General features: G+C 60.5%; 11 protein-coding genes and 1 pseudogene. 4 read left to right on the top strand and 8 right to left on the bottom strand.

What is annotated here, in order from left to right; all coding sequences use genetic code 11:
- The 3 genes and pseudogenes from AACS18_RS01225 to AACS18_RS01215 form a co-directional block, all read left to right on the top strand.
- A pseudogene (locus AACS18_RS01225) lies at window positions 1-254 on the top strand (UbiD family decarboxylase domain-containing protein); the annotation flags it as partial.
- 146 nt (window positions 255-400) lie between these two features.
- Window positions 401-1,099, top strand: coding sequence for an NAD(P)H-flavin reductase (fre, locus tag AACS18_RS01220; protein ID WP_069556155.1), 699 nt, complete (start codon window positions 401-403; stop codon window positions 1,097-1,099).
- 217 nt (window positions 1,100-1,316) lie between these two features.
- A complete protein-coding gene (locus AACS18_RS01215; protein WP_108613493.1) occupies window positions 1,317-2,330 on the top strand; it encodes a GGDEF domain-containing protein in 1,014 nt (337 codons plus the stop codon).
- Window positions 2,331-2,384: 54 nt separating this feature from the next.
- Here AACS18_RS01215 and ubiK read toward each other — a convergent pair whose 3' ends face one another.
- Entirely contained in the window at window positions 2,385-2,642 is a 258-nt protein-coding gene (ubiK, locus tag AACS18_RS01210; protein ID WP_005339429.1) for a ubiquinone biosynthesis accessory factor UbiK, read from the bottom strand.
- Between the two features lie 300 nt (window positions 2,643-2,942).
- On the opposite strand from ubiK, the gene AACS18_RS01205 reads away from it, so the two are divergent.
- Window positions 2,943-5,378: a VolA/Pla-1 family phospholipase gene (locus tag AACS18_RS01205; protein WP_108613492.1), complete on the top strand. Its 2,436-nt coding sequence runs from the start codon at window positions 2,943-2,945 to the stop codon at window positions 5,376-5,378.
- Window positions 5,379-5,444: 66 nt separating this feature from the next.
- On the opposite strand, the gene glpG is transcribed toward AACS18_RS01205, so the two are convergent.
- The 7 genes from glpG to AACS18_RS01170 form a co-directional block, all read right to left on the bottom strand.
- Window positions 5,445-6,278, bottom strand: coding sequence for a rhomboid family intramembrane serine protease GlpG (glpG, locus tag AACS18_RS01200; RefSeq protein ID WP_005339431.1), 834 nt, complete (start codon window positions 6,276-6,278; stop codon window positions 5,445-5,447).
- The gene (glpE, locus tag AACS18_RS01195) at window positions 6,275-6,598 is read right to left on the bottom strand and encodes a thiosulfate sulfurtransferase GlpE (protein WP_108613491.1); all 324 of its coding nucleotides are present in this window, start codon (window positions 6,596-6,598) and stop codon (window positions 6,275-6,277) included. The genes glpG and glpE overlap by 4 nt, the downstream gene beginning before the upstream one ends.
- A gap of 122 nt (window positions 6,599-6,720) precedes the next feature.
- Window positions 6,721-7,422 carry an ABC transporter ATP-binding protein gene (locus AACS18_RS01190; protein ID WP_005339433.1) on the bottom strand — a complete coding sequence of 234 codons (702 nt, stop codon included), beginning with the start codon at window positions 7,420-7,422 and terminating at the stop codon, window positions 6,721-6,723.
- A 10-nt stretch (window positions 7,423-7,432) separates the two neighbouring features.
- Window positions 7,433-8,206 (bottom strand): high-affinity branched-chain amino acid ABC transporter ATP-binding protein LivG, encoded by a 774-nt coding sequence (gene livG, locus AACS18_RS01185; protein ID WP_005357323.1) that lies wholly within the window; start codon window positions 8,204-8,206, stop codon window positions 7,433-7,435.
- Window positions 8,203-9,471, bottom strand: a complete 1,269-nt coding sequence (locus AACS18_RS01180) for a high-affinity branched-chain amino acid ABC transporter permease LivM (RefSeq protein ID WP_181363375.1) — start codon at window positions 9,469-9,471, stop codon at window positions 8,203-8,205. Before AACS18_RS01180 ends, livG begins: the two co-directional genes overlap by 4 nt.
- Window positions 9,471-10,397 carry a high-affinity branched-chain amino acid ABC transporter permease LivH gene (gene livH / locus AACS18_RS01175; RefSeq protein WP_005339439.1) on the bottom strand — a complete coding sequence of 309 codons (927 nt, stop codon included), beginning with the start codon at window positions 10,395-10,397 and terminating at the stop codon, window positions 9,471-9,473. Before livH ends, AACS18_RS01180 begins: the two co-directional genes overlap by 1 nt.
- A gap of 66 nt (window positions 10,398-10,463) precedes the next feature.
- Window positions 10,464-11,585 (bottom strand): branched-chain amino acid ABC transporter substrate-binding protein, encoded by a 1,122-nt coding sequence (locus AACS18_RS01170; protein WP_005339442.1) that lies wholly within the window; start codon window positions 11,583-11,585, stop codon window positions 10,464-10,466.
- Window positions 11,586-11,802: the final 217 nt, after the last annotated feature.

Genomic DNA, 11,802 nt, shown 5'->3' with positions numbered 1-11,802 from the left:
ACTGGAAGGATGTGATCTGGGCCATTACCACCCGGATGGACCCGGCACGGGACACCACCTTGATCGAGCATACGCCGATCGACTATCTGGACTTCGCCTCGCCGGTCTCCGGCCTCGGCTCCAAGATGGGGCTGGATGCCACCAACAAGTGGCCGGGCGAGACCAATCGGGAGTGGGGTCAGCCCATAGTGCAGGATGAGGCGGTGAAGCAGAAGGTTGATGCCATCTGGGATGAGCTCAATATCCTCGGATGAGGCAAACATGACAGCTTTGCTGCAAAAAGTGATGCGATCCGCACTGATTTGAGTATTCTCGACTGACGGGGCCAGGGCTGCTGGTCGTCACTCCATAGTGAAACAATGAGCGAAGCGGGCCGAGCGAGCCCGCCACAAGGACAAGAATGCAACGTATCAAATGCCGCGTAGAGGAACTGCGCGAATATGTCGACACCATCTGGCATGTGGCCCTGGCGCCGCAGCAAGCGATCAGCTTCAAGCCGGGCCAGTATCTGCTGGTGGTGATGAGCGATTCGGACAAGCGCCCCTTCTCCATCGCCAACTCGCCGACCCGCCCGGGCGTGCTGGAGCTGCAAATTGGTGCCACTCCCGAAAACGCCTACGCCGGTCAGGTGCTGGCCCGCATGCGCGAGCAGGGGGAGATCGAGGTCGAATTGCCGGCTGGCAAGGCGTTCCTGCGCGATGAATCCCCCCGTCCGCTGATCCTGATGGCGGGCGGCACCGGTTTCTCTTACGCCCGCTCCATTCTGGAGTACCTGATCGACACGGGCAGCAAGCGTCCGGTGTTCTTCTACTGGGGTGTGCGTCAGGCTCACTGGCTCTATGAGCTGGAGCAGATGCAGCAGTGGGAGCGTGACTATGCACCGCTCACCTTTATTCCGGTGGTGCAGGAGCCTGAGGCTGACTGGACCGGCAAGAGCGGGCTGGTGCACAAGGCGATCATGGATGACTTCGTCAGCCTCCACGACTACGACATCTATGTCGCCGGCCGTTTCGAGATGGCGGGTGCCGCGCGGGAGGAGTTCAAGATCCTCGGCGCCGAGCCGGAGCGCATCTTTGGTGATGCCTACGAATTTATCTGACAGGATCCCCGCCTGGATGACGCAGCCCCCGGTTTTGCCGGGGGCTTTTTTTTGTGGCTGCCGCAGTACCGGATCGCCCTGAATGGTTGGATTATCGCGGCGTTATCCCATTATTTTTCAATATTTTGACTATGAATAGCTACTAATCAAACGTAGCTGATGGCATCTTTGTGAGGGATTGACAAGATCATCCATAGAGCAAGCACAAGGAGGCGCAGTGTTGAGTGAAGAGGGCAGGGCATCTGCGGAGGATGACAGGGGAGATACCGGCTCTGTCGAGCGGGTCGCAACGCTGATCCCGTCCCCTCATGGCGGTGAAATGGCCCGTTTGCAGGCAGAGATCGCCGCTTTGAAGCATGAAAACGGCCTGTTGCAGGAGAAGCTCAATGCCGCCCTCGATGGCACCGGCATCTGTCTCTGGCAGGGCACCATTCCCACCGGCGAGCTGCGGGTCTTCAATCTGCAGAACTTTCAGGCCGGTGACATGGCCCCTCATTTCGATCAGTGGAGCGCCAAGCTCCATCCCGACGATCGCGCCCATGCCATGGGCAGCTACTTTGCCCACCTTGAGGGCAAAACCCCCTTCTATGAAGCCGAATACCGTACCATCAATCCGCAAGGCGAGGTTACCTGGCTGTGGGATAGGGGACGGGTCGTCGGTCGGGATGGCGATGGCAAGCCGCTGCGGATCATGGGCTCCCATATCGATATCACCCAGCGCAAGGCTTATGAGCAGCGACTGGCGGAGCGCGCCAACAGCGACGCGCTGACCGGCTTGCTCAACCGGCAGGGGTTTGGCAAGGCGTTTGCCCAGCTACAGCCGCAAGGGGCGGGGGCGCTGCTCTTTATCGATCTGGATGATTTCAAGGGGATCAATGACCAGCTGGGGCACGCCTGCGGCGATCTGGTGTTGCAGCAGATGGCGGATTGGTTGCGCCTTATCATGCCGGGCTCGGCACTATGCGGCCGTTACGGCGGCGACGAGTTTGTGGTGCATCTGCACCGGGATGTGTCGAGCCATGGCCTGGCGCAGCTGGCTGACGCCCTGATCAGCCGGATGCACGGCTATGTGCCCAAACCCGGTTGCCCGCAACGGGTGGGGCTGAGTATCGGCATCGCCCTGTGGGAGGAGGAGCCATTGAGCTTCCGGCAGGCATTGGAGGTTGCCGACCGTGCCATGTATGAGGCCAAGGCACGCGGCAAGCGGGCCTGGTATCTGCTTCAGGTGTGATGTTTTTTACAGGTTCAATACAAAGCAAAAACCCCAGCCGAGCTGGGGTTTTCGTTATTCGCCTTTGGCGCCGAGCTGCTGCTCGAGCTGAGCCAGCTTGCTTTCGAGGGCGGCCAGTTTTTCACGGGTACGCAACAGCACCTTGGTCTGCACGTCGAACTCTTCGCGGCTGACCAGGTCAAGCTTGCCCAGCTGGGCTTGCAGTACCTGACGCATCTTCTTCTCGGCCTCTTCACCCATGCTGCGAATGCCGGGTGGCAGTGAGTTGTGCACCTGCTTGGCGATCTCTTCCAGTTTCTTCGGGTCGATCATGATGTCCTCCTTAAGCGTTGGCGGACATTCTACCGACAATTCCCTCACTTTGCCGAGATCGCGGCGGCTTTTTAGTCGTGATGGTGCCCGCTGGCTGGTCGGGTCTGGTGATGGGGCTACAACTGCTACCCTTGCGCCCCTTTGTTAACCTGAAACCATGACATGCACCACAAAGCTGAGCCAGAACTGTCCGGCATGAGTCTTATTTGGTGTTGGTTTTATGTTAACGTTTTGCAGTCGAGGTCGTGATGACCCCGTTGGCTTGTGATGGATAACAACCCTATAAAAAGAGAATAAAAAATGAAGAAGAAGCTAATTTATGCAGCTGTTGTCAGCGCCCTGCTGGCCGGATGTGGTGGAGATGACAACAAGGGAGACACCACCAGCTCCCTCGATTATGCCTTGAGTGGCGCCAGCGGTATTCGACCGAGCGTGCTGGCCCCCCGTGCCAGCGACGGTACCCTGAAGTTTTCGACAGAAACTGCTGATCTGTCGAACCCGGTATCTGCCCTCTCCACTCTGGATGGCTGGTCAACCACCCAACCCGTCCAGCTGGTACCGGCGACCGTGACCGGTGTCTCTGTGCCGGCACCGGCGGCCAGCGAGTATGCCTCTGCCGTTGCGCCCCTCTACCTGCTCGAGCTCACGCTGGATCCTGTCACTCTGCAACCCAACGGAGTCAAGGGCGGCAAGCCACTGGTTTATGGGACCGACTTTGTGGTCACTGGCGGGGACGGCAAGCTCAATCTGGTTCCGCTCAAGCCGCTCAATCCCTCTTCTTACTACATGATCGTGGCGACCGATGCACTCAAGGACAGTCGTGGCACTCCGCTCAAGGCGGGCGGCGATTACAGCAGCTTCAAATCGACAGCAGGCGCAACCACTCAGGAGCAGACCATTAACGGCCTGATCTCGCTGCAGGAAGGTCTGTTCAAGGCGGCCACCGGGATCACCAGCGATCGGGTGATCTTCTCCGACTGGTTTGCCACCCAATCTGGTGCCGATGTGCTGCTGGCAGTGAAGAGTGCCGCAGCGTTCGTGTTGCAGAGCCCGAGTCTGGACGCCGCGGCGCTGTGGAAACAGGACGCCAGGGGCAATACCAGCTTGCCGGGGACCTATACGATTAATGGCCTCAACAACGGTGTACCCTTCCTGACCCAGTTGGCGAACGAGCCATTTTTGCCTCAGAAAGATCGTGATGCAATTGCTGCCGCTGTGGCGGCAAATCCCACACTAGGTGGTGTAGCTGCAGCGACCAATGTCTACACCGGTTCGGTCAAACTCCCTTACTTCCTCTCTACTCCGGCGATAGCTGGCTCATGGGACAAGGCCAAGACCCAATCCTGGCACGGCGCCATTCCCAGCCTCTATGCCATCGCCAACGCGCTGAAAGCGGGTGATAGCGAGGTGATCGGTGGGCTGGTCGGGGCGGGCGTGGACCCGGCATTGCTGGGTGAGCTGATCGCCGACCCGAGCCGTCAGAGTGAACTGCTGAGCGAGGCGAGCAAGCTGATCGGTGTGACCCTCACCTCCGGTGGCAAGCCGCTGGATGCCGAGCGCAATATCGGCCGTTTCAACCCGCTGCCGACCCTGACCGAAGTACAATCGGTACCGCTGCGGATCTTTGCCGCTGGGCCGCTGGCCAATGTCACCGATGTGATCATCTATCAGCACGGGGTCACCTCCATCAAGGAGAACGCCTATGCGCTGGCACTGGGCCAGATCGGCGCTGGCGCCACTGCCAGCAAGAGCGTCGCTGTGGTAGTGATCGATCATCCGCTGCACGGTGAGCGTGGCTATGCCCTGAGTGGCAGCACGGATACCGTCACCACCTCCGAGAACCCGACTCCCTACCTGAATCTGGGCTATCTGACGGTGGCGCGGGACAACCTGAAACAGAGCGTGGCCGATCTGCTGGGGCTGCGACTTGCTGTCGGTTTGGCCAATGCCAAGGGGTTGGGTGGCCAATTGGGTGGTGCCGGTCTGAAAGTTCACTTCCTCGGTCACTCACTCGGTGCCATTACCGGGGCCAATCTGCTGGCGGTAGCCAACCAGACCACCGGCAGTGCTCAGGCTGATGCCCTGTTCAAGTTCGATACCGGTGGTCTGGCGATGCCGGGTGGCGGCATCGCGCCGTTGTTGCTCAACTCGCCGAGCTTCGGGCCGACCATCAAGATGAGCGTGCTTACCTCGGGCAGTCCGGCGCTGAAAGCGGGTTTTACCGCCTATGCACCGAATTGCAAAACGGCTGCCGCCACTTGCTTCGTCAACGAGTTCCTGCCCAGTCTGGATGCGGCCACGCAGGCGGGTGCAGCGAGCACCTTGCAGAGCTATACCTTTGCCGCCCAGTCAGTGCTGGACTCTGCGGACCCGATCAATCTGGGCAGTGGCGTCGCCAAGAGCTTCCCGCTGTTCGCCACCGAAATTGTTGGCGATGGTGCGCTCAGCTTGCCGGATCAGGTGATCCCCAACAGCATCGCCTCTGCGCCGCTGGGTGGCACCGAGCCGCTGTTCCGTGTGCTGGGTTTGCAAGAGCTGAAGGGTTCCGGCGTGCTCCCGGCGGGTCACCATGCTGCGCGCTTCCTGAAAGGGGGCCATAGCTCGCTGCTGGCTCCTGACGAGAACTTCGATCAGGCTGGCGCGGTTACCACCGAGATCCAGACCCAGTTCGCCAGCTTCTTTATGAGTGGCGGTGCGGCGGTCAAGGTAACCGATGACACCCTGATCAAGCAGTAACTGCCCATCGCGTAAAAAAACGCCGCCCCTCGGGGCGGCGTTCTCGTTTCTGCAACTGCTGAAAAATCAGGTCGGCTGGTGGTTGCGATCCAGCCAGCCTTGCAGCAGGCCGACCAGCAGACCGGTCAGATGGGCGATGTTGGCGGTGCTGGTGCCGAGCATGTCGAAGAAGCCGAGCACCATCCAGAACAGCATAAAGCCCATCAGCGCCGGTGGCAGAGTCAGGCCACAGGCCGGTTGCAGCTTGCTGCGCAGCCAGCAGTAGCCGAGCAGGGCATAGACCACGCCGGAGAGGCCGCCAAACAGCGGGCCGCTGGCGAAGAACTCGGCGATATTGGGCAGGGCAGCGCCCACCAGCAGCAGGATCAGCAACTTGCCGCTGCCGAGGCGCTGCTCGATCTGGCCGCCGAGATACCACCACCAGAGCAAGTTGAATACCAGATGGAGCACCGAGAAGTGGATCAGGGCGGGGGTGAAATAACGCCACGCCTGCCAGTCGGTGAACTGGGCCAGCGTCGGGTGGAATGCCAGTTCATCGTAGATTGGCAGGCCGATGGCCTCGATCCCGTAGATGGCGAGACAGGCGATGATCACCACCAGCGTCAGTGGCCCCGCCTGATGGAGGAAGTCGGTGATGGGGTCCGTCATCCCCTTGCTGTAGTCGATGCGGGCATCGGCGCGGCCGGATTGCCAGGAGGCCTCCATGTAGCGCGGGTGGCCCGGCTCGGCCAGAAAGCGCTTCACCTCCAGCTGGGCCTGCGCGAGGCGCTGCTCGTCCGCCAGCCAGATGGTGACCCCCAGCTCGGACTGGGTCAGCTCGCAGGAGATGCCCAGCGTCGCCAGATAGTCCACCAGCGCCTGCGCCATGCGGGCATTGTCGAGCACCAGCAGCTGGATCATGCCTCGCCTGCCTCGGTGGGAAATTCCCGGCGCCACGCTTCGAAGCCACCATCCATGCTGTAGACCTCGTCATAACCCTGTTGCAGCAGGTATTGGGCGGCGCCCTGACTGCTGTTGCCGTGGTAGCACATCACGATGACCGGGGTATCGAAATCCACTTCATTCATAAAGCGCACCAGCGTGCCGTTGGTAAGGTGGAAGGCGCCGACCGCGTGGGCCGCTTCAAAGGATTGCGGGTCGCGAATATCCACCAGACGGGCTTCACCCGCGCTCAGTTTCTGGTGGGCATCATGGGCATTGATATGGGCAAACTGGTCCATCGGGATGTCCTGCGAATAGGTTGATTACGGGCCAGTGTACCGCAAGCTTGGGCGCAAACTAACCCCACAAAAGATAAGGGAGCCAGCGGCTCCCTTGTGGATATGGCATGCGGTTAAGTGGGTTAACCTCCCAGATAGGCCTGCCGCACGGCCGGGTTGGCCAGCAGGGCGGCGCCCGTGTCTTGCAGCACCACGTGGCCGTTCTCCAGCACATAGCCGCGGTCGGCCAGCTTGAGCGCCTGGTTGGCGTTCTGCTCCACCAGAAAGATGGTCATCCCCTTCTGGCGCAGCTGCTCTATGGTGTCGAAGATCTGCTGGATGACGATGGGGGCCAGCCCCAGCGAGGGTTCATCCAGCAGCAGCAGGCGCGGTTTGCTCATCAGGGCGCGGCCGATGGCCAGCATCTGCTGCTCGCCGCCGGACATGGTGCCCGCCCGCTGTTCCAGCCGTTCGTGCAGGCGCGGGAACAGGGTGAACACCTGATCCAGCAGGCCGTGCTGCTCGGCCTTGTCGACGAAGAAGGCCCCCATCAGCAGGTTCTCCTCCACCGTCAGGCGGGCGAAGATGCGGCGCCCCTCCGGCACCACGGCAATATCCTTGCGCATGATGCGCGCGGTGGTGAGGGAGCTGATCTGTTCCCCCTCAAACCAGATGGAGCCACTGCTGGGCTTGGGTTCGCCGCAGAGGGTCATCAGCAGGGTGGTCTTGCCGGCGCCGTTGGCGCCGATCAGGGTGACGATTTCCCCCTCTTTCACCTCGACGCTGACATCGTGCAGTGCCTGAATTTTGCCGTAGTGGGTCGATACGTTGCGAAGTTCTAACATCTTTTTGTCCTTACGACTCGCCCAGATAGGCCTTGATCACTGCCGGGTTGTTGCGGATCTCATCCGGCTTGCCGTGGGCCAGCGGAGTGCCCTGGCTGACCACGAAGATGCGGTTGGAGATGCCCATCACCAGCTTCATATCGTGCTCGATCAGCAGCACCGAGACCCCGAATTCGTCCCGCAGGCTCATGATGAGCTCGTCCAGCTCGTCGGTCTCCTTCGGGTTGAGACCAGCGGCCGGTTCGTCCAGCATCAGCAGCTCGGGACGGGTCGCCATGCAGCGGGCGATCTCGAGGCGGCGCTGCTGACCGTAGGCCAGATTACCGGCGGCGCGGTTAGCAAGATCCTTGAGGCCCACTTTATCCAGCCAGAAGGCGGCCCGCTCCAGCCCCTCCTGCTCCGCCCGGCGGAAGGCCGGGGTCTTGAACAGACCGGCGATAAAGCTGGTATTGAGGTGCTGGTGCTGGGCAACTAGCAGGTTCTCCACCGCTGTCATCTCCTTGAACAGCCGCACGTGCTGGAAGGTACGCACAATCCCCTTGCGGGCGATGAGGTGGCCGGGCAGCCCCTGGATCTCCTCACCCTTGTAGCGGATGGTGCCGCCGCTCGGGCTGTAGAAGCCGGTCAGGCAGTTGAAGATGGTGGTCTTGCCCGCGCCGTTGGGGCCGATGATGGAGATCACCTCGCCCTTGTCGATATCCAGTTTGACCCCGTTGACGGCCAGCAGGCCCCCGAAGCGCATCGACAAATCAGAGACTTCCATTAACTTCTGATGTGTACTCATTTCTTCAACTCCAGATGCGGACGGGTCATCGGCAGCAGTCCTTGTGGCCGCCAGATCATCATGAACACCATCAAGAGGCCGAACATCAGCATGCGGTACTCGTTGAATTCGCGGGCCAGCTCCGGCAGCACCGTCATCACGATGGCCGCCAGCACCACCCCGATCTGCGAGCCCATGCCACCCAGCACTACAATCGCCAGCACGATGGCCGACTCGATAAAGACGAAGGATTCCGGGCTGATAAAGCCCTGCCGCGAGGCAAAGAAGCTGCCTGCGAAACCGGCAAAGGTGGCGCCTATGGTGAAGGCGGTCAGCTTGATGATGGTGGGGTTGAGCCCCAGCGATTTGCAGGCGATCTCGTCCTCCCGCAGCGCTTCCCAGGCGCGGCCAAGGGGCATGCGCAGCAGGCGGTTGATGACGAACAGGGTCACCACCACCAGCACCAGCGCCATCAGGTAGAGGAAGATCACCTTGTGGTTGGCGTTGTAGGTAATGCCGAAGAAGTTGTGGAAGGTATCAAAGCCGCCATCCTTGACAGTGCGGTTGAACTCCAGCCCCCCCAGCGTCGGCTTGGGAATGCCGGAGATGCCGTTCGGGCCGCCGGTCAGGGTGGTCATATTGTTGAGCAGGATGCGGATGATCTCGCCAAAACCCAGAGTGACGATGGCCAGATAGTCCCCCCGCAGCCGCAGCACCGGGAAACCGAGCAGGAAGCCGAAGGTAGCGGCCATCAGCCCGGCGATGGGCAGGCACTCCCAGAAGCTCAGTCCGAAGTAGGTGTTGAGCAGGGCATAGCTGTAGGCACCGACCGCATAGAAGCCGACATAGCCGAGATCGAGCAGACCGGCGAGGCCGACCACCACGTTCAGTCCCAGCCCCAGCATGATGTAAATCAGGGTGAGGGTGGCGAGATCTATGGCACCGCGAGAGGCCATAAAGGGCCAGCTCACTGCGAACAGTAGCACCAGCACGGCGGTGAGGTTATAGAGCTTGGGTGCCTCTTCCGGGCTCGGCAGCACCAGCTTGGTGAAGCCGACCGAGAAGCCGCTGATGGAGGCCTGAAACAGCTTGGCAATCTGGCCGCGCAGCATCTGGAACCAGAAAACGAGGGTGGCGCCCCCCAGCAGCCAGGCCAGCGACACATCGAGGCGGCTCACTACCTGCAGGTTGGAGCCATCGGTCTCCAGCTTGAAGCCGAGCAGCCAGAAAGAGAGCACCAGCAGCACCAGGCTGGCGATACAGGCGTGGATAAATTGATGTTTCATCACACTTTCTCCACTTCCGGACGGCCCAGGATGCCAGTGGGCATAAAGAGCAGCACAAAAATGAGCAGGGCAAACGCCATCACATCCTTGTACTCGGTGCTGAGATAACCGGCGGTGAGCGCTTCAACCACGCCGAGCAGCAGGCCGCCCAGTACGGCGCCCGGAATGCTGCCGATACCGCCCAGCACTGCGGCAGTGAAGGCCTTCAGACCGGCCATAAAGCCGAGGTAGGGGTTGATGACGCCGTAATACATGCCGAGCAGCACCCCGGCGACGGCGGCCAGCGCGGCCCCCAGCACGAAGGTGATGGAGATGACCACGTGGGTGTCGATGCCAAGCAGGTTGGCCATCTTGATATCTTCCGAACAGGCGCGGCAGGCGCGGCCCATGCGGGAGCGGCCGATGAACTGGGTCAGCGCCAGCATGGTGATGAAAGTCACCACGAAGATGATCAGCTGCATATAGGAGAGGCTGGCCTGAAAGCCATCCTCACCCCCCAGGGTCCAGCCGCCGGAGATCAGGCTGGGCATGGCGATATCCCGCGAGCCCTGTGCCATCCGCATCATGTTCTGCAGGAAGATCGACATACCGATGGCGGAGATGAGGGGGATCAGCCGGTTGCCACCACGCAGTGGCCGGTAGGCGACCCGCTCGATGCTCCAGCCATAGGTGCCGGTGATGATGATACTGACCAGGAAGGCGCCTCCCAGCAGTAGAAAGGTGCTGTCGATGCCCATCATCATGAGCCCCGCCATCACCATAAAAGCGACATAGGAGCCGATCATGTACACCTCGCCGTGGGCGAAGTTGATCATGCCGATGATGCCATAGACCATGGTGTAGCCAATGGCGATCAACGCATAGGTGCTGCCTATGGTTAATCCGTTCAGCAGTTGCTGAACCAGATAGAGGAGGTGTTCGGACATACTGCGTTCCCTGTACTTGCCCGCAAAGAGAGGAGGGGGTGAGCGTACTCACCCCCGATCGGCAGATTATTTGACTTGGCTGGAAGTACCGTCAGCGTGCCACTGGAACACACCGAATTCGAAGCCTTTCAGGTCACCGTTCGGTGCCCAGGTCAGGGGGCCCATCACGGTATCGATAGGTGCGGCCTTGATGGCGGCGGCCACGGCGGCCGGGTCATCTTCACCCGCCTTGGCGATACCGGCTGCCAGGGTTTGCACCGCGGCATAGGTAGTCCAGACGAACGGGCCGGAGGAGTCCTGACCCTTGGCCTTGAACGCAGCGACCAGCGGGGCGTTGGCAGGTACCAGATCGTATTTGTTCGGCAGGGTCACCAGCAGGCCTTCGGAAGCCGGGCCACCGATGGCGGAGATATCCTTGTTACCCACTCCTTCCGGGCCCATGAACTTGGCTTTCAGCCCCTTCTCGCCAGCCTGACGCAGGATCAGACCCAGCTCAGGGTGATAGCCGCCGTAGTAGACGAAATCGACGTTCTCTTTCTGCAGTTTGGCGATCAGGGCGGAGAAGTCCTTGTCACCGGCGGTGATCCCTTCAAAGGCCACCACTTTCACGCCAGCCTTGTCGAGCGCCGCTTTGACGCTGGAGGCTATGCCTTCGCCATACTGCTTCTTGTCGTGGATAACGGCCACGCGCTGGGGTTTGACCTGCTCGATGATGTACTTGGCGGCAGTCGGGCCCTGATCGCTATCCAGGCCGATGGTGCGCAGGGTCAGCTGGTAACCGCGCTCGGTGATCTTGGGGTTGGTGGAGGCGGGGGTGACCATCAGGATCCCCTCGTCTTCATAGATGTCGGAGGCGGGCAGGGTGTTGTCGGAGCAGAGGTGGCCGACCACGAACTTGACGCCGTCGTTCACCACCTTGTTGGCAACGGCCACCGCCTGTTTGGGATCGCAGGCATCGTCATAGACGACCGCTTCGATCTGCTTGCCATTGATGCCGCCAGCCTTGTTGATCTGCTCGACCGCCATCTTGCCGCCGGTGAACTGCATGTCCCCGTACTGGGCGACCGGGCCGGTGACCGGGCCTGCGATACCGATCTTGATGGTGTCTGCCGCGTGGGCGATGGAGATCGATCCAAACAGAGCCAAAGAAACCGCTGCGCCAACTGTGATTTTGCTCAACTTATGCATTGATTCGTCCCTTAATCAGTGGATTGTTTCATTTCCGTGTGCCATTCCGGATCTACATCCCGTGCATCCGGCTATAGGTATGGTTCTATCATTCCTCACGGGGCAATAACAAGCTGTTAAAGATACTAACCAGAGGGGGTTGGATGGGTTGATTTTGAAATAAATGACCTGTTATTTTCGGCTAATCAGAGCTTAATTTTGATTTGTTGACTTAACA

Source organism: Aeromonas sp. HMWF015 (assembly GCF_963878965.1).
GTDB classification, from domain to species: Bacteria; Pseudomonadota; Gammaproteobacteria; order Enterobacterales; family Aeromonadaceae; genus Aeromonas; species Aeromonas veronii.
Note: the sequence above shows the minus strand (reverse complement) of the source record. Positions and strands in the feature narration are given on the sequence as shown.

What these genes read in the sequence shown, in the direction of transcription:
- fre (WP_069556155.1), top strand. Translation starts at nt 401, where the DNA reads ATGCAACGTATCAAATGCCGCGTAGAGGAACTGCGCGAATATGTCGAC.
- ubiK (WP_005339429.1), bottom strand. Translation starts at nt 2,642, where the DNA reads ATGATCGACCCGAAGAAACTGGAAGAGATCGCCAAGCAGGTGCACAAC.
- AACS18_RS01205 (WP_108613492.1), top strand. Translation starts at nt 2,943, where the DNA reads ATGAAGAAGAAGCTAATTTATGCAGCTGTTGTCAGCGCCCTGCTGGCC.
- glpG (WP_005339431.1), bottom strand. Translation starts at nt 6,278, where the DNA reads ATGATCCAGCTGCTGGTGCTCGACAATGCCCGCATGGCGCAGGCGCTG.
- glpE (WP_108613491.1), bottom strand. Translation starts at nt 6,598, where the DNA reads ATGGACCAGTTTGCCCATATCAATGCCCATGATGCCCACCAGAAACTG.
- AACS18_RS01190 (WP_005339433.1), bottom strand. Translation starts at nt 7,422, where the DNA reads ATGTTAGAACTTCGCAACGTATCGACCCACTACGGCAAAATTCAGGCA.
- livG (WP_005357323.1), bottom strand. Translation starts at nt 8,206, where the DNA reads ATGAGTACACATCAGAAGTTAATGGAAGTCTCTGATTTGTCGATGCGC.
- AACS18_RS01180 (WP_181363375.1), bottom strand. Translation starts at nt 9,471, where the DNA reads ATGAAACATCAATTTATCCACGCCTGTATCGCCAGCCTGGTGCTGCTG.
- livH (WP_005339439.1), bottom strand. Translation starts at nt 10,397, where the DNA reads ATGTCCGAACACCTCCTCTATCTGGTTCAGCAACTGCTGAACGGATTA.
- AACS18_RS01170 (WP_005339442.1), bottom strand. Translation starts at nt 11,585, where the DNA reads ATGCATAAGTTGAGCAAAATCACAGTTGGCGCAGCGGTTTCTTTGGCT.